The organism is Nonomuraea sp. WAC 01424, from assembly GCF_003947315.1.
Classification (GTDB): Bacteria; Actinomycetota; Actinomycetes; order Streptosporangiales; family Streptosporangiaceae; genus Nonomuraea; species Nonomuraea spiralis.
In genome coordinates, this window is sequence record NZ_QHHZ01000002.1 from 329,988 (window position 1) to 348,701 (window position 18,714).

An 18,714-nucleotide genomic window follows, 5' to 3' on the forward strand; every position below is an offset into this window, starting at 1 on the left:
GAAGTCCCGGCAACCGTGCCCGCGCAGGGTGAACGGGTTGAAGTACTCGCGGAAGCCGGAGTGGGCCACGGCGTGGATCATGCCCTCGGCGAGCAGGTCGGCCAGGTCGGGACGGCGGTCCCTGAGCCCCTGCCAGACGAGCCAGGTCAGGTTGATCCAGCTCGGCCCGCGCCAGTAGCGCGCCGGGTCGAACTCGGCCGTGGCGGGGGCGTGGCTGGGCAGCACGCCGTCCTTGAGGGAGAAGCGGTCGAGGGCCGTGCCGATCAGCGCCTCGGCGATCTCCGTCGGCAGCCCGGGAAGCATGAGCGGCACCAGGCCGGCGGCGCTGCCCGACCGGATCAGCCGGCCCGTGCGCAGGTCGCGGGGGCGGAAGTGGCCGTCCTGGAAGAGGTGCTCGACCATGGCGGCGGTGACGGCGGCGGCCTCGCGCCGGTGGGGCTCGGGGTCCAGGCCGCACACCTGGGCGATCTCGGCGAGCGCCGTCTCGGCCATCCCGTACGCGGCGTTGAACAGCGGGTCCTCGATCTCGAACGCGCCGGCCCGCCGGTAGCCGCTGTCGCGGTAGGCGGCGGCCAGGGAGACGTACCGCTCGTAGTCGCGGTCCGTGGGGCGTTCGTCGGCACTGACGGTGTTGAGGTCTCTGCGTACGAAGCCGGTCGCGTCCGGCTCGACCGCCCGCAGCGGGAGGTCCCAGGCCGGGCTGTTGTCCATGCCCGACTCCCAGGGATGGACGATCGAGATCAGCCCCTCGGGCGACCGCCGGGAGGCGCGCAGGAACTCCTGCTGGGCGACGAGCTTGGGATAGATCCTGGCCAGGAACGCCGGGTCGGGCTCGGCCTGGTGCACCTTCCAGGCGGCCAGCGCGTGCACGGGCGGCTGGACGATGCCGGAGGTCGCCGCGCCGGAGGGCGCGCGGGCGCCCCAGAAGGCGGGGCCGGGGAAGTAGGCGCCATCGGGCACGACCGGGTTGAACACGATGTGCGGCACCCGGCCGTCCGGCCACTGGGCGCCGAACAGGGACAGCAGCTCCGACCTGGCCCTCCGCGGCGACCAGCGGGCGTTGCCGATCGCGACGAAGGCGGAGTCCCAGCTCCACTGATGGGGGTACAGGCGACGGGAGGGAACCGTGTAGCTGCCGTCCCAGTTGGCGACCAGCACGCGCACGGCGTCGCGAAGGATCACAGGAATTTCCTGATGAAGGCCGCCGTCTGCGGGAGCACGATCTCGGGCTCGCCGCGCAGCCGGCATTCGAGGGCGAGGTAGCCGTCGAAGCCGACGGCGTCGAGCGTGGCGAGCTGCGCGCCCCAGTCGAGGTGGCCGGTGCCGGGCTGGTTCCTGTTGGACTCGCTGATCTGCATGTGGGCGAGGTACGGGGCCGCCTCCACCAGCGCGCGGCAGGGGTCGTCCTCCTCGATGTTCATGTGGTAGGTGTCGCCGACGATCCTGACCGAGTCCATCGCGCAGTACGAGACCGCCTCGGCGAGGGTGTTGACCATGTGGTTCTCGTACCGGTTGAGGGGTTCGAGCATGATCAGCACGCCGTTGCGCTGGGCGTGCTCGCCGAGGATGCCGAGCGCCTCGGCCAGCACCTCGCGGTCCTGCTCGGCCGTACGCGGCGGCTCGAACGGCGGCAGCCTGAGCGAGAACTGGCCCCAGGAGGCGGGCGTCATGACGCCGATGCCGCCCAGCTCGGCGATCACCGTGAGCTGCGACCTGAGCTGCTGGATGGCGTCCTTGCGCTTGGCCGGGTCGAAGTCGCCGATGAAGTGCGGCATCTCCACGCACACCGTGGGCATGACGACGCCGTCGGCCAGCGCCCGCTTGAGCTCGGTCAGGCGGCCGGCGAAGTGGAAGTCGCCCTTGCCCCTCAGCTCGATGGCGTCGAATCCGGCCTCCACCGCGAACGCGAACTTCTCCTGGAGGCTCCGGCCGGGCAGAAGCTGCTCCTGGGCGGCGAGCTTCATCATGACTCCTCGAATGTGAAGACGAGCTGGAGCACCTCGGACTGGTGCTTGTCGATCAGGTCGAAGGCCTCGGCGGCCCGCTCGACCGGCACGACGTGGGTGACGAGGTCGCCGACCTCGACCTCGCCCCGGTGCACGAGCTCCATGAACGTGCGCTGGAGGCGTTCGACGTCCCAGCGGTGGGCCAGCCAGGAGGCGACGCCGCCGATCTGGGAGGAGACGAGCTGCACCTGGTTGTGGTGGAACTCCTCGCCCAGCCGCAGCCCGATGCCGTCGCCCTGGTAGAAGCCGGCCGCCACGACCCGGCCGCCCTTGCGCACGGTCCTGATCGCCTCCTGAAGGCCGAGGTGGTTGCCGCTGAGCTCGATCGCGGTGTCGGCGCCCTCGACGCGTTTGCGCATGAACTCGGCGACCGAGCCCGACCGCACGTCGAACGTCTCGGCGGCGCCGAACTTCCTGGCGAGTTCGAGCCGGTCGGGGATGGCGTCGGCGGCGACCACCCGGGCGCCGCTGAGCACCGCCATGCGGGTGGCGAGCAGGCCGATGACGCCCTGGCCGAAGACCGCGAGCTGGTCGCCCAGGTGCACGTCGGCGGCGTGTACGGCGTTGAGCGCGATGGCCCCGACCCGGGCGAAGACGCCCGCCACGGGGTCGGCGCCCGGTGGCAGGATGTGGCCGGCCAGCTTCTCGGCCGGTACGACCGCCTCGGCGCGGTGGCCCCAGATGCCCCACACGAGGCTGCCGACGGGCGGCTCGGCGACGTCGGGCGCCGCCGCGACCACCTCACCGACCTCTTGGTAGCCCCAGCCGGACAGGGGGTATGCGTGCGTCTGGCCTTCGAGGAAGAGCCGTCGCTCGGTGTCCCACTTACGGGTGAGGTATGGATTGGTGCCGCGGTAGGCGGTCAGCTCGGTGCCCGCGGAGACCCCGGAAAAGAGGGTCCGGACCCGGACGGAGCCCGGGACGAGTTCGGCGGGCGATTCCAGGCTGACGCTGACACGGCCTGGCTCTTGGAAGGTGATGACGCGCATTCCCCACACTTACGCTTTTTGATCAAACAAAAGTCAAAGATTTAGTGCTTGTTTGCACACTCTAGTTGCGCTTGAAACACTCGTAAGTCTACGACTTCTGCCGGTTGCCGCTGATGGAATCCAGGTTTCTGCCTGCCCGGTGACCGTTATCACAGCAGAACAGATGTTTCGCTGAGGACGCCCGTGATCGCGTTTGGCGAAAATTTAGCGTAACGCCGACCAAGGTTTTACGGAGAGCGCACCTCGGCCCCGCCTGCGGCAGGTGCTTGTCACTTTTCTGGGGGTAAGTGCGGCATATCCCCAACCGAGGAGCGTGCCATGCCGAAGCAGGTTACCGCCGTCCTCTCCGTCGCGGTGCTGGCCGCGGCCGCCCTCACGGCGTGCGGCGAGGGCGGGCAGCAGTCCGGCGCGAACCAGATCACCGTGTGGACCGAGGAGAACCTCGGTGACCGGATGGCCGTGCAGAACCAGATCATCGCCGAGTTCACCAGGAAGACCGGGATCAAGGTGAAGCTGGTCGGCGTCGGGGAGGACCAGTTCAGCCAGACCGTGACGGCCGCCGCCGCCGCGGACGACCTCCCCGACGTGATCGGGGCGCTGCCGCTCGCCTCCGTACGCGAGCTGGAGGCCGACGACCTGCTGGACACCGAGACGCCGGGCAGGATCGTGGAACGGCTCGGCAGGGACTCCTTCTCGCCGCGCGCGCTCGAACTGGACAGCTCGGGCGGCAGGCTGCTGGCCGTGCCCAGCGACGGGTGGGCGCAGCTCCTGCTCTACCGCAAGGACCTGTTCGCCAGGGCCGGGCTGGCGCCGCCGGACACGTACGAGGCGCTGGAGGCGGCGGCGGCGAAGCTGAACGCGGGTGGGGTGGCGGGCATCACGCTGGCCGTCGCGCCCAAGGACACCTTCACTGCGCAGAGCTTCGAGCACGTGGCGCTGGCGAACGGCTGCCAGCTAGTCGACAATTCCGGAAATGTCGTACTGGACAGCCCGCAGTGCGTGAGAGCCTTCGGCTTCTACGCGAAGCTGGCGAAGAACTACTCGGTCAAGGGCAAGCAGGACGTCGACTCCACCCGGGCCACGTACTTCTCCGGGAAGGCGGCCATGATGATCTGGTCGTCGTTCATCCTCGACGAGCTGGCGGGACTGCGTAAGGACGCGCTGCCGAGCTGCGCCGAGTGCCGGAGCGACCCCGAGTGGCTGGCCAGGAACACCGGCGTGGTCACGGCGCTGAAAGGCCCCGACGCGGGCGCGCCCGCCCAGTACGGCGAGATCGTCTCGTGGGCGGTCCTGCGCGACGCCGCCACCGAGCCGGCCGCCCGGTTCGTCACGTACATGATGAACGAGGGGTACGAGCGCTGGATCGGGATGGCGCCGGAGGGCAAGTTCCCCACCCGCAGGGGCTTCGCCGACAAGTGGGACAAGCTGCCCGCGGGCGTGGACCCCAGGAAGCCGCTGTCCGCCGTCTACCCGGCCGGCGTGCTCGACGCGCTGCGCGAGAGCCCGGACACCTTCGCCCGCTGGGGCATCCCCCAGGGCCAGGGCAAGCTGGTCGGCGCCACGATGGGTGAGCTGCCCGTGCCCAAGGCGCTGAGCCAGGTGGTCGACGGCTCGCTCACCCCGCAGGCCGCCGCCGCCCAGGCCAAGAAGGACGTCGAGACCATCAAGCGCGGGATCCGGCAGTGAGCGCGCCGCGCACGTTGCGGCAACGGGAAGGGCGGGCCGGGCTGGCGCTGATCTCCCCCACGCTGGTCATCACACTGGTCGTGGTGGTGTTGCCGCTGCTCTGGGCGATCATGCTGGCCTTCCAGGACGTACGGCTGATCAACATCCGCCGGGCCGGCGTCTTCGGGCACTACACGCTGGACAACTTCACGTACGTGATCTCCGAGCCCGGCTTCTGGGCCTCGCTGGTCAACACCCTGGTCTACACGGTGGCCGGCACGGCGCTGTCGATCGCGACCGGCCTCGTGACCGCGCTCGCGCTGCGCCGCAGGTTCGCCGGGCGCACCCTGGTCAGGGCCTCGATCCTGATCCCGTACGTGGCGCCGGTCGTGGCCGTGGCCTTCCTGTGGGAGACCGCGCTGAACCCTCAGTACGGCATCGTGAACACCTGGCTGAAGGAGCCGATCGCGTTCCTCACCCAGGCCCAGGGCGAGTTCCTGGGCCTGAAGGTGCCGGTCGCGCTGCTCACGGTCATCGCGTTCGAGGCGTGGCGGTACTTCCCGTTCGCGTTCCTGTTCATCATGGCCAGGTTGCAGGCGCTGCCCGGCGACCTGGAGGAAGCCGCGGTCGTGGACGGCGCCACCCCCACCCAGCGCTTCCGGTACGTGATCCTGCCGCAGCTCTGGCGCATCATCGCGCTGCTGGCGGTGTTGCGGTTCGTGTTCACCTTCACCAAGTTCGACGACGTCTACCTGCTGACCGGCGGCGGCGCCGGCACCGAGGTGGTCAGCGTGCGCGTCTACACCTTCCTGACCGCGCGCGACGACATCGGCGCCTCGGCCGCGCAGGCGATCGTCCTGGCCGTCGTCCTCGTCGGCCTTCTGGCCGTCTACCTGCGCTTCTTCCCGGGAGGCGATCGTGAGCAGGGATAGGTTCGAACGCGGGCTGTTCGCGGTGCTCAGGCCGGTGGTGATCGCTGTCCTGATCGCGGTCACCGCGCTGCCGTTCCTGTACATGGTGACGCTGTCCGTACGGGACATCCAGGAGCTCATCCTGGAGCCGGGCTCGGTGTGGCCGCGGCACCCCACCCTGGACACGTACGCGAACGTGCTGACCACGCAGGGGTTCCTCACCTTCATCAGGAACAGCGCGGTCGTCGCGGTCGCCACGGTGGCCGCCACCCTGCTGATCTCGATCCCGGGCGCCTACGCCGTCGCGCGGCTGCGCTTCTTCGGCCGGCGGCAGGTGCACTTCCTGTTCCTCGCCGTGTACCTGTTCCCGGCGATCGTCCTGGCCATCCCCTTGTTCGTGTTGTTCACCATGCTGGGGCTCAGGGGATCTCTAGCTGGGTTGATCCTGGTCTATATCGCGCAGACCGTGCCTGTCACGGTATACATGCTGCGCAACTACTTCGAGACCGTGCCGCAGAGCGTGGAGGAGGCGGCCGCGATCGACGGCTGCTCACGGCTGTCGACCATCTGGCGGGTGGTGTTGCCACTGTCCAGGCCCGCGCTCATGGCAACCGGCCTCTACGCGTTCATGATCGCGTGGAACGAGTTCCTGTTCGCCTTGCTGTTCCTGGTCGAGCGGCGGGAGAACTGGACGGTCTCCCTGGGGCTCTCTCAGCTGGCGGGGAGCATAGAGATCCCCACGACGGTGCTGATGGCGGGTTCGGTGGTGCTGACGCTGCCCGTCGTGATCGTGTTCTTCGCCAGTGAACGGCTGCTGACGGAGGGTCTCACGGCGGGCGCGGAGAAGGGATAGACATGCTGACGGCAGGGCAGGTCCTCCAGCTCATCCGCGATGGCTCCTGCCGTACCCGCAAGGACCTGATCGAGTTCACCGGCCTGTCCCGGTCGACCGTCACCGACCGGGTCGACCGGCTGATCGCCGCCGGCTACCTGCACGAGTCCGGCGTCGGCGCCTCGGGGGGCGGCCGGCCGCCCTCGGTGCTCGACGTGGACGCCACCAGACGCCTGATGCTGGTGGCCGACCGGGGCGCCACCCACGCCAGGGTGGCCCTGACCGACCTCGCCGCCCGGCCGATCACCGAGGAACGCGCCGAGATGCGCATCGACCGCGGGCCCGAGGCCGTGCTGACGTGGGTGCGCGAGGCGTTCCTGCGCCTGCTGGACAAGGCCGGGCGGCCGGCGGACGAGGTGTGCGGCATCGGGCTCGACCTGCCCGGCTCGGTCGACCACACGAACGGGCGGGTGATCAGGTCGTTCCTGATGCCGGGGTGGGACGACCATCCGATCAGGGAGGCGTTCGCGCCCGCGTACGACGTGCCCATCCTGGTGGAGAACGACGCGAACGCGATGGCGCTCGGCGAGTGGTGGTCGTCCTGGCGGGGGACGGACTCGCTGATCCTGGTCAAGGTGTCCACCGGCATCGGCACCGGCATCGTCCTCGACGGGCAGATCTACCGGGGTGTCGAGGAGGCCGCCGGGAACATCGGGCACGTCCGCATCCGGGAGTCCGACGACCGGGTGTGCACCTGCGGCTCGCGCGGCTGCGTGGCCTCCCTGGCCAGCGGGCACGCGGTCGCGGCCGACCTCGGGCAGGAGTCCAGCCGCGACGTCGTGCGCCTGGTGCAGGCCGGCGAGCCGGCGGCCGTCGCGCGCACCCAGGAGGCGGGCCGGACGCTGGGCGTGGTGCTGGCCACCGCGGTCAGCCTGCTCAACCCCGGCGTGCTGGTGCTGGCCGGGGACATGGCGCAGACGCGGGAGCACTACCTGACCGGGATCAGGGAGATCGTCTACCGGCGCAGCCTGCCGTACACGACCCGCAACCTGGAGATCGTCACCGGCGGGCTCGGCGACCGGGCCGGGATCGTGGGCATGGCGGTGATCGTCATGGAGCACGTGCTCTCCCCCGCCGCCGTGGACGGCGCGCTGGCGGACGCCGCCGGATGATCAGTCGTGGGCGCCGGACAGGGCGCGGGACAGGGCGGCGGCCTCGGTGAGCGAGGGGCCGTACCAGGTGAGCAGGCGGCCGCTGACCAGCGCGCAGGCCAGGCCGGGGAACGCCTCGGGGCCGTCCTCGGCGCTGAAGGCGTAGGGCTCGTCGGGCAGCACGACGAGGTCGGGGCGGCTCGCGGCCAGCTCCGGCAGGGGGATCTTGGGGTAGCGCTCGGGGTGTCCGGCGTACAGGTTGTCCACGCCGAGGCGTCTGAGCACGTCCCCGGTGAAGGTGTCGCGGCCCACGACCATCCAGGGGCGGCGCCAGATCGGGATGATCGCGGTGCGGCGCGGGCCGGGCGCGGGGTCGTCCCACGCCTGCCGGGCGGTCTCCAGCCAGGCCGGGCGGTCCGTACGGCAGGCGTGCGCGAACAGGCGCTCCAGCGAGGTGAACGCCTGGTCCAGCGTCTCGATCCGGGTCACCCAGACCGGTACGCCCGCCGCGCGCAGGGCCTCGACGTCGGGCGCGCGGTTCTCCTCGACGTTGGCCAGGACGACGTCGGGCCGCAGGCTGATGACGGCGTCGAGGTCGGGGTTCTTGGTGCCTCTGACCCGGGCCACGTCCAGGCCGGCCGGGTGCGAGCACCAGTCCGTCGCCCCCACCAGCGCCTCGGGGACGGTAGCCGCCACGGACTCGGTCAGCGACGGCACCAGCGACACGATCCGCCGTACGGTCTGGGGTACCTCCACAGGGAACCCTGTGTCATCGTGGACCACGGCACCACCTTAGGTTGCGATTTCCTGAAATATGCGTAGCACCACGCTTATGTCGGTATAGATCCGTAGAATCCCGGTAAAGATCGTTAAAACTCTGTGATCGGGGGCTCGACGGTTGGAGCACGAGGCACCGGATTTCGATCCGAACACGCCGAACGTGGCACGGCTCTACGACTACTACCTCGGCGGCAAGGATCACTTCCCGGTCGACCGCGAGGCGGCCGAGAGGATCCTGGCGGTGGCGCCCGAGGTACGAGCCGCGGCGCGCGCCAACCGCGCCTTCCTCGGTCGTGCCGTACGCCACCTCGCCGAGTCCGGGATCAGGCAGTTCCTCGACATCGGCACGGGGCTGCCGACCCAGGGGAACGTGCACGAGGTGGCCGCCAAGATCGCCCCGGGGGCCCGGGTCGTCTACGTCGACCGTGACCCCGTGGTGCTGGTGCACGCCAGGGCGCTGCTCACCGGCCACGGCGAGGACACGACGGTGGTCGAGGGCGATCTGCGCAACCCGGGCGACATCCTGCGTGATCCCGAGGTGCTGCGGACCATCGACTTCAGCCGGCCGGTCGCCGTGCTGCTGGTGGCGATCATGCACTTCGTCGAGGAGTCCGACAATCCGGAGGAGATCCTCAAGACCCTGCGTGAAGCCATGGCACCGGGTAGTTACCTGGTCATGTCCCACGGCACCAGCGACGCCCGTCCCGACGCGGTCAGCACGGGCACCGAGGTCTACCGCAACGCCACCGCGCGCCTCGCGCTGCGCAGCCGGGCCAGGATCAGGGAGCTGTTCGAGGGGTTCGAGCTGGTGGAGCCCGGTCTGGTGTGGCTGCCCGAGTGGCATCCCGACCAGGCGGACACGATCGACTTCATGGACCGCCCCGAGTCGTCGCTCATCGTGTGCGGCATGGGCAGGAAGATCTAGGACGCGTTCATGGACCTCGGCCTCGCCGTCCCGCAGTACGGCAGGTTCGCCGCGCTGTCCAGCGTGACCCGGGTGGCCCGCGAGGCCGAGGCGACGGGGTTCGCGAGCCTGTGGGCGGGCGACCGGCTGCTGACGCCGTTGCGGCCGAAGGATCGCTATCCCGGCGGCGACGGCAGCGTGCCGGAGGCGCACCGGGTGTTCCTGGACCCGTTCGCGGTGCTGACGGTGGCCGCGTCCGTGACCTCGTCCGTACGGCTGGGCACCAGCGCGCTCAACGCCTGCTGGTACCCGCCGCCGCTGCTGGCCGAGTCGCTCACCACGCTCGACCACCTGAGCGGCGGCCGGCTGGCCGCCGGGCTCGGCCTCGGCTGGTCCTCCGACGAGTACGCCGCCGTCGGCGTGCCCTGGAAGAGCCGAGCCGAGCGGTACGAGGCCACCCTCGACGCCCTGGAGGCCATCTGGGGCGGCGACCCGGTGACGTTCGAGCACGAGCTGTGGACGATCGCGCCCAGCCACATCGACCCCAAGCCCGTACGCCGCCCGCCGCTGCTGCTGGCCGGGTTCGCCCCGGAGGCGCTGGGCAGGATCGGCCGCAGGGGCGACGGCTGGCTGACGGCCACCCTGCCGATCCCGGCGCTCACGTCGATGTGGCAGACGATCAGGCAGAGCGCCGAGCAGGCCGGACGCGACCCGGACGCCCTGCGCATGATCCTGCGCTCCAACCCGGTCGTCACCGGGAACGGCACCCCGCCGCGCAGCGGCACGGTGGCCGAGATCGCGGAGTATCTGTCGCGGGCGGCGGAGGCCGGCGTCCACGAGATCATCCTGGACCTCCAGCACACCGCCGCCGACGACGACCACCTGCTGGAGCTGGCCGCCGAGTTCGCGGAACGCCTCGGCGCCGGTTGAGCCCCGGCGCCCCGGTCGCTTGGGCGCCGGTTACTTGAGCGCGGAGAGCGCGCCCTCGTAGTCGGGCTCCTGGGTGATCTCGGGCACCAGCTCGGAGTAGACCACGTTGTCGTCGCCGTCGAGCACCACGACCGCGCGGGCGGCCAGGCCGGCCAGCGGGCCGGACTCCTGGGCCACGCCGTAGTCGGCGAGGAACTCACGGCCGCGCATGAGCGACAACATGGTCACCTTGTCGAGGCCCTCGGCGCCGCAGAACCGGTTCTGGGCGAAGGGCAGGTCGGCCGAGACGCAGAGCACGACCACGTCGGGGTGCTCGGCGGCCACCTCGTTGAAGCGGCGCACGGAGGCCGCGCAGACGCCGGTGTCGACGCTCGGGAAGATGTTGAGCACCTTGGTCTTGCCGGCGAAGTCGGCCAGCGTACGGTCGGCCAGGTCGGTGCCGACCAGCTTGAAGGCGGGCGCGGCGTCGCCGGGCTTCGGGAAGGCGCCGCCCACGGTGATCGGGTTGCCCTTGAAACTGACGTCGGACATGAATGCCTCCTGATAGCGATGTTCCCCGACCAGCGATCCTAGCGGCGCGATCTCCCCCGGCAGTTGGCGGCTCGGGACGGGCCACGCCGGGCCGGCCCGTCCCGCCCAACGGATCCTCAACAAAGGCTCAACCCGCGCCGCCCTACGGTCTGGTCAACAGCTCCGCACGACGAGAGGAACGGGAACATGACCAGCATCATCCGTACGTCGCTCGCCGGCATCACGCTCGCCGGCATCACCTCGCTCGGGCTGATCGCGCCGGGTGCGGCCCCGGCCGGCGCCTCGACCTCCACCACGCTCGGGAACGTCCCCGGCTGCGTCGCCGTGTGGCGGACCACCGGCTGGGTCCGCCAGACGGGACACGCCCGCAACGACTGCGGCTCCCGCATCCGCATGCGCATCGACTGGGCCTTCGGCCCCGACGGCTCGTGCCGCACGGTGGACCCCGGCCGGACGCTGACCAGCCGGGTGCCCAAGGCGCCGCGCCGCTTCAACGGCGCCGTGTACTGCTAGCGCCGGGAGAACCTCGGATCGGCCGGGCGCTCCGGAGCGGTCGGCGCCGCGTACGGCGGTGTCGCAGCGGGTATCGGCTACAGGCGTGTCGCGGTGCGGACGAGGTCGGCGACGGCTTTGGACGTGCTGTGTGGCGGCCAGGCGATGACGGCCGTGACGGCCGGCGCGTCCGGCACCGGCACGATGGCGTGGTCGTCGCGTAGCTGGTCCCGGAGCGACTCGGGTACGACGGCGCAGGCCAGTCCGAGCGCGATCAGTTGGAACAGTTGGGTATGGTCGCGCACCTGCGGACCGGGGCCGTCCGGATGGCCGCCGTCCCGTCCGGGCCAGCGCGGCAGGGGCAGGTCCGTCTGGGCGTTGACCTCGGCCAACGACAGATGCGCCCGGTCGGCGAGGGGGTGCCCCTTGGGCAGGACCACGACCTGCTGTTCGGTGTGCAGATCCTCGGTGTCGAATCCGGCTGTCGTGTCGTAGGGCTGGTGGAGCAGAGCGACGTCGGCAATCCCGGTGCGCAGCAGACTTTCCGGCTCGCCCGGCCCGCACAGCATCACCTCGACGGCCACCGAGCCCGGTTCGGCGGCGTAGGCGTGCAGAAGCTTCGACAAGAGTTCCCTGGACGCTCCGGCCTTGGTGGCCAGGACCACACCGGGCTGGTCGGCCGCGCGGCGGCGGGTGCGGCGCTCGGCGGCTTCGACCGCGTCGAGCACGAGCCGGGCCTCCCGCAGCAGCACCGACCCGGCCTCGGTCAAGGTGACGGCGCGAGCGGTGCGGTGCAGCAGAACGACTCCGAGCCGCCGTTCCAGCTGCTGGATCGCCCGCGACAGTGGTGGTTGCGCCATCGTGAGCCGTTGTGCCGCCCGCCCGAAGTGCAACTCCTCGGCGACGGCGACGAAGTATCGCAACTCCCGCGTCTCCACCGGCTCATCGTATTCAGCGCTGACCACGACCGATACCCGTGCGGTATCGCCGCCCACCTGACCGGTCTTGGACGCCCCACCCGGCCCCGCAACATGATCGACCGCATGAGTGAACGGACGATCGCGCTGGTGACCGGCGCGAACAAGGGAATCGGATACGAGATCGCCGCAGGCCTGGGCGCCCTCGGCTGGCGAATCGGTGTGGGCGCGAGGGATCGGCAACGCCGCGACACCGCGGTCGGGAAGCTGCGCGCGGCCGGGACCGACGCGTTCGGCGTGCCGCTCGACGTCACCGACGACGCAAGTGTCGCCGCCGCGGCCGAGCTGATCGCCGGCCATGCCGGAGGGCTCGACGTCCTGGTCAACAATGCCGCGATCACCGGCGGTACGCCACAGACACCGACCACGGTCGGGCCCGCGACCGTGCGAGCTGTCGTGGAGACCAACGTGATCGGCGTCATCCGGGTCACCAACGCGATGCTGCCGATGCTGCGCGACTCGGCATCACCGCGGATCGTCAACATGTCCAGCAGCGTCGGCTCGCTCGCCCTGCAAACCACACCGGGCATCGACATGGGCCCGGTTCCCGCCGCCTACTTGGCCTCGAAGACCTTCCTCAACGCCCTCACCATCCAATACGTCAAGGAACTGAGCGACACCCACATCCTGGTCAACTCCGGCTGCCCCGGCTTCACCGCCACCGACCTCAACGGCTTCCAGGGCGTCCGCACACCACAACAGGGCGCGGCCATCGCGATTCGCCTCGCAACCCTTCCCGACGACGGACCGACCGGCGGATTCTTCGACGACGCCGGAACGGTGCCCTGGTAGCAGCCACACCGGCACGAACCATCCCCGTTCTCGACGTCAGCCGCGCATCGCGCCGCCCGAGTACGGGCAGGTCCTCGAGCGACGCGCGGCGATCGAAGTGTGAAACCTGCACCACAACCATCACCGGCGTCGCTGACGTACTGGCCTCACACAGCTAGACGTTGCGCCGGTACTGGCCGCCCGCCTCGAACAGCGCGTCGGTGATCTGACCGAGCGAGCAGACGCGGGCCGCCTCCATCAGCACCGCGAACGCGTTGCCGTCGGACATGGCGACCTCGCGCAACCGGGACAGCTCCACGGGGGCCTGCGCCCGGTTGCGCTCGTGGAAGGCGCGCAGGCGGTCGAGCTGCGAGCGCTTCTCCTCCTCGGTGCCCCTGGCCAGCTCCAGCTTGTGCGGGTCGGACTGCTCGGCGCCAGGGTTGCGGAAGGTGTTGACGCCGATGATCGGCAGGGATCCGTCGTGCTTGCGCATCTCGTACAACATCGACTCGTCCTGGATCTTGCCGCGCTGGTAGCCGGTCTCCATGGCGCCCAGCACGCCGCCCCGGTCCGACAGCCGTTCGAACTCGGCCAGCACCGCCTCCTCGACCAGGTCGGTCAGCTCGTCGATGATGAACGAGCCCTGCAACGGGTTCTCGTTCCTGGCCAGGCCCCACTCGCGGTTGATGATGAGCTGGATCGCCATCGCGCGGCGCACCGAGTCGGCCGACGGGGTCGTGACGGCCTCGTCGAAGGCGTTGGTGTGCAGGCTGTTGCAGTTGTCGTAGATGGCGATCAGGGCCTGGAGGGTGGTGCGGATGTCGTTGAAGGACATCTCCTGGGCGTGCAGGGACCGTCCCGAGGTCTGGATGTGGTACTTGAGCTTCTGCGCGCGCTCGGCCGCGCCGTAGCGCTCACGCATGGCGACCGCCCAGATCCGGCGCGCCACCCGGCCGAGCACGTTGTACTCGGGGTCCATGCCGTTGGAGAAGAAGAACGACAGGTTCGGCGCGAAGTCGTCGATCTTCATCCCCCTGGCCAGGTACGCCTCCACGTACGTGAACCCGTTGGCCAGCGTGAACGCGAGCTGGCTGATCGGGTTGGCCCCCGCCTCGGCGATGTGGTAGCCGGAGATCGAGACCGAGTAGAAGTTCCTGACCGCGTTCTGGATGAACCATTCCTGGATGTCGGCCATCATCCGCAACGAGAACTCTGTGGAGAAGATGCAGGTGTTCTGCCCCTGGTCCTCCTTCAGGATGTCGGCCTGGACCGTGCCCCTGACCGTGGCCAGCGTGCGGGCGCGCAGTTCGGCGGACTCCCGCTCGTCGGGCTCGCGGCCCTGCTCGGCGCGGAACCGGTCGTGGGCCTGGTCGATCGCGGCGTTGAGGAAGAAGGCCAGGATCGTGGGCGCCGGGCCGTTGATCGTCATGGACACCGACGTGTTGGGCGCGGCCAGGTCGAACCCGTCGTAGAGCACCTTCATGTCGTCGAGCGTGGCGATGGAGACGCCGGAGGTGCCGACCTTGCCGTAGATGTCGGGGCGCAGGTCGGGGTCGTGGCCGTACAGGGTGACCGAGTCGAAGGCGGTGGACAGCCGGGTCGCGGGCTGGCCCTCCGACAGCAGCTTGAAGCGCCTGTTCGTACGGAACGGGTCGCCCTCCCCCGCGAACATCCTGGTCGGGTCCTCGTCGTCCCGCTTGAACGGGAACACCCCCGCGGTGAACGGGAACGACCCCGGCAGGTTCTCCGAGCGCAGGAACCTCAGCAGGTCGCCGTGGTCGCTGAAGCGCGGCAGGGCCACCCGCGGGATGCGGTTGCCCGACAGCGTCTCGCGCCAGAGCGGCGTGTGGATCTCCCGGTCACGGATCTTCACGACCAGCTCGTCGCTGCTGTACGCCTCCTTGACCGCGGGCCAGCCGTCGAGCAGCCGGCGGCTATCCCCGCTCAGCTCCTCCTCGGCCTGCTCGGCGAGCCCCGCCAGCCGCGCGTCCTCGCCGCCCAGGAGCTCCTGTACGGCGGCGAGCTGCTGACGGCGGCGGGCGATCTCCGCCTGGGTCAGCGTCTCGGCGTGGTAGGTCCGGACGGACTCGGCGATGTCGGCCAGGTAGCGGGCCCTGGCGGGCGGGACGATCGCCGCGGCCGCCTTGGAGGTGCGCTCGGTCACGGTGGGCAGCAGCCCCGGCCCGGCGTCCTCCAGCAGCAGGCCCTTGAGGTGCTGGTAGAGGGCGGTGACGCCGGCGTCGTTGTAGCGGGCGGCGATCGTGCCGAAGACCGGCATGTCCTCGGGCGACTGACCGAACGCCTCGCGGTTGCGCACGAGCTGGCGGCGTACGTCGCGCAGGGCGTCCTCGGCGCCGCGGCGCTCGTACTTGTTGATGACGACGGCCTCGGCGAAGTCGAGCATGTCGATCTTCTCAAGCTGGGAGGCGGCGCCGAACTCGGGGGTCATGACGTAGATGGGCACGTCCACGTGCGGGACGATCCCGGCGTCGCCCTGGCCGATGCCGGGCGTCTCCACGATCACCAGGTCGTAGCCGGCCGCGCGGCAGGCGGTGACCACGTCGTCGAGGCAGGCCGGGACCTCGCTGGCGGCCCCTCGGGTGGCCAGCGAGCGGAAGTAGGTCTGGGGTCCCAGGCTGTTCATCCTGATGCGGTCGCCGAGCAGCGCTCCGCCGCCGCGCCTGCGGGTGGGGTCGATGGCGAGGATGGCGATGCGCAGCTTGTCGTCGTTGTCCACCCGGAACCTGCGGACCAGCTCGTCGGTGAGCGAGGACTTGCCCGAACCGCCCGTACCGGTGATGCCGAGCACGCGCGCCGGGCGCTCCTGGACGGCCACCGCGGCCTTCAGCCCCTCGACCAGCTCGGCCGCGCGGTGCCCGGACTCCATGAACGTGATCGCGCGGGCCAGCGCCGTCTGGTCGCCCGAGAGCACGGCCTCCAGCGGCGGCGGGTCGCCGAGCTCGTGGTCGCAGTCCTCGATCAGCTTGTTGATCATGCCGGGCAGGCCGTACTTCTGGCCGTCCTCCGGCGAGAAGATGCGCGTGACGCCGCGCTCGTGCAGCAGCTCGATCTCCTCGGGGACGATCACGCCGCCACCGCCGCCGTACACCTTGACGTGGCCGGCGCCGCGCTCGCGCAGCAGCTCGACCAGGTACGTGAAGAACTCTACGTGGCCGCCCTGGTAGGAGCTGATGGCCACGCCCTGGACGTCCTCCTGGATGGCGGCCGTGACGACCTCGTCGACCGACCGGTTGTGGCCGAGATGGATCACCTCCGCCCCCTGCGTCTGGAGGATGCGCCGCATGATGTTGATCGCCGCGTCATGGCCGTCGAACAGGGCCGCGGCGGTCACGAAACGGACAGGGTACGCCGGGACGTGCACGCCTGATCACTCCTTTGTGCAGGGACCTACTGCGAAGATACTAGGACGTCCAACTATTTCGATAGTAGGACGTCCTAGTAGGGCCCTGCGGTCTGGGTAAGGACTGCCCCAGGGGGTGACGCCGATGCGCGCGTTGACGTTCGAGCCGGGTCGGCCGGGGACGCTTGAGGTGGAAGAGGTGCCCGAGCCCGAGCCGGGACCAGGGCAACTGCTCGTCCAGGGGCTGGCCCTGGGGGTCTGCGGGACCGACAGGGAACTGGCCGCGGCCGAGTACGGCTGGGCGCCGCCCGACAGGAAACGTATGGTCATCGGCCACGAGTCGCTGGGCCGGGTGCTGGAGGTGCCCGACGGGTCCGCCTTCTCCCCCGGCGACCTGGTGGTGGGCGTCGTACGCCGGCCCGATCCCGTACCGTGCGGCGCCTGCGCGCGGGGCGAGTTCGACATGTGCCGCAACGGCCTCTACACCGAGCGCGGCATCAAGGAGCTCGACGGCTACGCCAGCGAGCGGTGGGCGGTCGAGGCCGGGTACGCCGTACGCCTCGATCCCTCGCTGGAGAGCGTGGGGATGCTCGTCGAGCCGACGTCCGTGGTGGCCAAGGCGTGGGAGCACATCGAGCGGATCGGCGCGCGGGCCTGGTTCGAGCCGCGCACGCTGCTGGTGACCGGCGCGGGGCCGATCGGGCTGCTGGCGGCGCTGCTCGGGCGGCAGCGGGGGCTGGAGGTGCACGTACTGGACCGGGAGGCGGGCGGGGTCAAGCCCGCGCTGGTGGCCGACCTGGGGGCGACGTACCACGTGGGCAGCAGCCTGGAGGCGTTCACCAAGGACAAGCCGGACATCATCATCGAGGGCACCGGGGTGGGGCAGCTCGTCATGGAGGCCATGACCTGCACGGCCGCGGCCGGGGTGTTGTGCCTGGCGGGGCTGGCGGCGGGCGGGCGTACACACCGGCTGGACGTGAGCGAGGTCAACCGGGACATCGTCCTGGAGAACGACGCGATCTTCGGCACGGTCAACGCCAACCTCCGCCACTTCAGGGACGCCGCGACCGCCCTGGCCCAGGCGGACCGGAGCTGGCTCGAACGCCTCATCACCCGCCGCATCCCCCTGCCCCAGGCGGAAGACGCCTTCACCCACGCGCCGGACGACGTAAAGGTAGTCCTGGACCTGACCTCCTGACCCGCAGGTCACACCGCCCCCACAGGGCGCCCCCTCTGAGAGGACGCGGCCCTCGCGGAGGGCTCGGCCTCTGAGGGATCGGGCTCCGTGGGGCGCCGATCCTCAGCCCGGTCCTGAGGGGGTGCGGCCCTTGCGGAGGGGCAGGAGGGTCAGGGCTTGGGGGTGTACGGGTTGCGGCGGGTGGAGCCGGGGGTTGGGCTGCCGGCGCCTGCGGGGACGCGTGCGCGGCCTCCCGCGGCCAGCTGTGCCTCGATCGCGTCCGGCGAGCCCGTCCCACCGAGCGCCGCCTGAGCGGCGGAGGGCGTCGCCTTCCCGGCACGGGGACCGGCACCGCCCGAGGGGGCGGCCCTTCGGGTCCGAGGAGAAGGCTGCGGCGGGGAGTGCGACGTGCTCTTGGCGGGCACGGCGCCGACGCGCTCTGGGCGTTCGGGGTTGGGGGTTGGTGCGTTCCAGGGGTGGGGCCAGGTGAAGCGGCGGTGGGTGCCGCGGCGGCGGCCGGTGAGGCGTAAGGAGAGTACGACGGTCACCAGCACCATCGCGGCCAGCAACGCGGGCGGCGTGCCCAGGACGTCCAGGGGCGAGTTCCGGCCCACGTCGGTCCGCGGCGCGGGCACGAACGGCTGCTCGGTCGTACGGATCTCGGCCGCCTGGTCGGCGCCGGCCTTGACCAGCCGGGGAAGGCCGTACCCGACGACCTTGTCGGTGTCCCTGACCTTGCGCTTGAGCCATACGCGATCGACGTTCGCCTCGATGGTGTGGAGCTTCTTGCCCTCGACCCGTTCCACGATCCCGACGTGGTCGATGCCTTTGTAGCTCTTTCCGCCACTCCAGTCGAAGAAGACCAGCGCGCCGGGCTCGGGCCGCTGCGCCCAGGCGTTCTGTTTGATGAACCAGGCGGCATGGGAAGGCGTCCAGGCGAATTGCCCGACGTACGAACCGATATCGGCTTTGTCGGCCGCCCAGGCGATGAACATGTCACACCAGGGCGCGTCACGGTATTGGGTGTCCTGGACGCGATCCGCGTACCAATGGCCGAATTTGGTGGTCTGGCCGCTCTTCTCCTTGTAACCGAGTTCCTGCCGCACCTGCTTCAGCAGCGCGTCCGCGATCGGGTCCAGGGTGACTCCTCCCCGAAAAACCGACAAATCACGATGGACTGTAGTAGCGCCATCGCGAAAGTGCTCGAATCATTCAGAAAGTGTCTATATATGAGCCG

Annotated in this window: 16 protein-coding genes and 1 pseudogene; 9 read left to right on the plus strand and 8 right to left on the minus strand. The window is 70.3% G+C overall.

The annotated features are described in order from the left end of the window. Positions 1–3 precede the first annotated feature (3 nt). From DMB42_RS56320 to DMB42_RS06880, 3 genes and pseudogenes are all read right to left on the minus strand, one after another. Positions 4–1,248: pseudogene (locus DMB42_RS56320) on the minus strand (MGH1-like glycoside hydrolase domain-containing protein); the annotation flags it as partial. Beyond that, positions 1,179–1,967 carry a sugar phosphate isomerase/epimerase gene (locus DMB42_RS06875; protein WP_185844494.1) on the minus strand — a complete coding sequence of 263 codons (789 nt, stop codon included), beginning with the start codon at positions 1,965–1,967 and terminating at the stop codon, positions 1,179–1,181. The pseudogene DMB42_RS56320 and the gene DMB42_RS06875, both read right to left, overlap by 70 nt. Then, entirely contained in the window at positions 1,964–2,995 is a 1,032-nt protein-coding gene (locus tag DMB42_RS06880) for a zinc-binding dehydrogenase (protein ID WP_125631781.1), read from the minus strand. The genes DMB42_RS06875 and DMB42_RS06880 overlap by 4 nt, the downstream gene beginning before the upstream one ends. 318 nt (positions 2,996–3,313) lie before the next feature. Between DMB42_RS06880 and DMB42_RS06885 the strand changes: the two genes are divergently transcribed. Genes DMB42_RS06885 through DMB42_RS06900 form a run of 4 tightly spaced genes read left to right on the plus strand, consistent with a single transcriptional unit; the run spans position 3,314 to position 7,575 of the window. After that, positions 3,314–4,681: an ABC transporter substrate-binding protein gene (locus DMB42_RS06885; RefSeq protein ID WP_125631782.1), complete on the plus strand. Its 1,368-nt coding sequence runs from the start codon at positions 3,314–3,316 to the stop codon at positions 4,679–4,681. After that, positions 4,678–5,592 carry a carbohydrate ABC transporter permease gene (locus tag DMB42_RS06890; protein ID WP_125631784.1) on the plus strand — a complete coding sequence of 305 codons (915 nt, stop codon included), beginning with the start codon at positions 4,678–4,680 and terminating at the stop codon, positions 5,590–5,592. The genes DMB42_RS06885 and DMB42_RS06890 overlap by 4 nt, the downstream gene beginning before the upstream one ends. Further along, positions 5,579–6,424, plus strand: coding sequence for a carbohydrate ABC transporter permease (locus DMB42_RS06895; protein WP_185844495.1), 846 nt, complete (start codon positions 5,579–5,581; stop codon positions 6,422–6,424). Before DMB42_RS06890 ends, DMB42_RS06895 begins: the two co-directional genes overlap by 14 nt. 2 nt (positions 6,425–6,426) lie before the next feature. Further along, positions 6,427–7,575 carry an ROK family transcriptional regulator gene (locus DMB42_RS06900; protein WP_125631786.1) on the plus strand — a complete coding sequence of 383 codons (1,149 nt, stop codon included), beginning with the start codon at positions 6,427–6,429 and terminating at the stop codon, positions 7,573–7,575. Here the strand turns inward: DMB42_RS06900 and DMB42_RS06905 are convergent, their stop codons facing one another. After that, positions 7,576–8,310, minus strand: coding sequence for a helical backbone metal receptor (locus DMB42_RS06905; protein WP_125631788.1), 735 nt, complete (start codon positions 8,308–8,310; stop codon positions 7,576–7,578). A gap of 142 nt (positions 8,311–8,452) precedes the next feature. On the opposite strand from DMB42_RS06905, the gene DMB42_RS06910 reads away from it, so the two are divergent. Further along, positions 8,453–9,259 carry an SAM-dependent methyltransferase gene (locus DMB42_RS06910; protein WP_125631789.1) on the plus strand — a complete coding sequence of 269 codons (807 nt, stop codon included), beginning with the start codon at positions 8,453–8,455 and terminating at the stop codon, positions 9,257–9,259. Between the two features lie 9 nt (positions 9,260–9,268). Continuing rightward, positions 9,269–10,168, plus strand: coding sequence for a TIGR03619 family F420-dependent LLM class oxidoreductase (locus DMB42_RS06915; RefSeq protein ID WP_125631791.1), 900 nt, complete (start codon positions 9,269–9,271; stop codon positions 10,166–10,168). A gap of 30 nt (positions 10,169–10,198) precedes the next feature. Here the strand turns inward: DMB42_RS06915 and tpx are convergent, their stop codons facing one another. After that, entirely contained in the window at positions 10,199–10,699 is a 501-nt protein-coding gene (gene tpx, locus DMB42_RS06920) for a thiol peroxidase (protein ID WP_125631793.1), read from the minus strand. A 186-nt stretch (positions 10,700–10,885) separates the two neighbouring features. Between tpx and DMB42_RS06925 the strand changes: the two genes are divergently transcribed. Next, a complete protein-coding gene (locus tag DMB42_RS06925) occupies positions 10,886–11,212 on the plus strand; it encodes a hypothetical protein (RefSeq protein ID WP_125631795.1) in 327 nt (108 codons plus the stop codon). Positions 11,213–11,289: 77 nt separating this feature from the next. Here the strand turns inward: DMB42_RS06925 and DMB42_RS06930 are convergent, their stop codons facing one another. After that, complete coding sequence (locus tag DMB42_RS06930; protein ID WP_125631797.1) at positions 11,290–12,129, minus strand: LysR family transcriptional regulator; 840 nt, start codon at positions 12,127–12,129, stop codon at positions 11,290–11,292. Between the two features lie 105 nt (positions 12,130–12,234). On the opposite strand from DMB42_RS06930, the gene DMB42_RS06935 reads away from it, so the two are divergent. Further along, positions 12,235–12,960, plus strand: coding sequence for an SDR family NAD(P)-dependent oxidoreductase (locus tag DMB42_RS06935; RefSeq protein ID WP_125631799.1), 726 nt, complete (start codon positions 12,235–12,237; stop codon positions 12,958–12,960). Positions 12,961–13,114: 154 nt separating this feature from the next. Here the strand turns inward: DMB42_RS06935 and icmF are convergent, their stop codons facing one another. After that, positions 13,115–16,321, minus strand: coding sequence for a fused isobutyryl-CoA mutase/GTPase IcmF (icmF, locus tag DMB42_RS06940; RefSeq protein WP_125631801.1), 3,207 nt, complete (start codon positions 16,319–16,321; stop codon positions 13,115–13,117). A gap of 124 nt (positions 16,322–16,445) precedes the next feature. On the opposite strand from icmF, the gene DMB42_RS06945 reads away from it, so the two are divergent. Next, a complete protein-coding gene (locus DMB42_RS06945) occupies positions 16,446–17,498 on the plus strand; it encodes a glucose 1-dehydrogenase (RefSeq protein WP_125631803.1) in 1,053 nt (350 codons plus the stop codon). A 149-nt stretch (positions 17,499–17,647) separates the two neighbouring features. Here DMB42_RS06945 and DMB42_RS06950 read toward each other — a convergent pair whose 3' ends face one another. After that, positions 17,648–18,643, minus strand: a complete 996-nt coding sequence (locus tag DMB42_RS06950; RefSeq protein ID WP_125631805.1) for a CHAP domain-containing protein — start codon at positions 18,641–18,643, stop codon at positions 17,648–17,650. Between the last annotated feature and the right edge of the window lie 71 nt (positions 18,644–18,714).

Coding starts and splice junctions, on each gene's coding strand:
- tpx (WP_125631793.1), bottom strand. CDS start 10,699: ATGTCCGACGTCAGTTTCAAGGGCAACCCGATCACCGTGGGCGGCGCC.
- DMB42_RS06925 (WP_125631795.1), top strand. CDS start 10,886: ATGACCAGCATCATCCGTACGTCGCTCGCCGGCATCACGCTCGCCGGC.
- DMB42_RS06885 (WP_125631782.1), top strand. CDS start 3,314: ATGCCGAAGCAGGTTACCGCCGTCCTCTCCGTCGCGGTGCTGGCCGCG.
- DMB42_RS06880 (WP_125631781.1), bottom strand. CDS start 2,995: ATGCGCGTCATCACCTTCCAAGAGCCAGGCCGTGTCAGCGTCAGCCTG.
- DMB42_RS06935 (WP_125631799.1), top strand. CDS start 12,235: ATGAGTGAACGGACGATCGCGCTGGTGACCGGCGCGAACAAGGGAATC.
- DMB42_RS06945 (WP_125631803.1), top strand. CDS start 16,446: ATGCGCGCGTTGACGTTCGAGCCGGGTCGGCCGGGGACGCTTGAGGTG.
- DMB42_RS06900 (WP_125631786.1), top strand. CDS start 6,427: ATGCTGACGGCAGGGCAGGTCCTCCAGCTCATCCGCGATGGCTCCTGC.
- DMB42_RS06875 (WP_185844494.1), bottom strand. CDS start 1,967: ATGATGAAGCTCGCCGCCCAGGAGCAGCTTCTGCCCGGCCGGAGCCTC.
- DMB42_RS06915 (WP_125631791.1), top strand. CDS start 9,269: ATGGACCTCGGCCTCGCCGTCCCGCAGTACGGCAGGTTCGCCGCGCTG.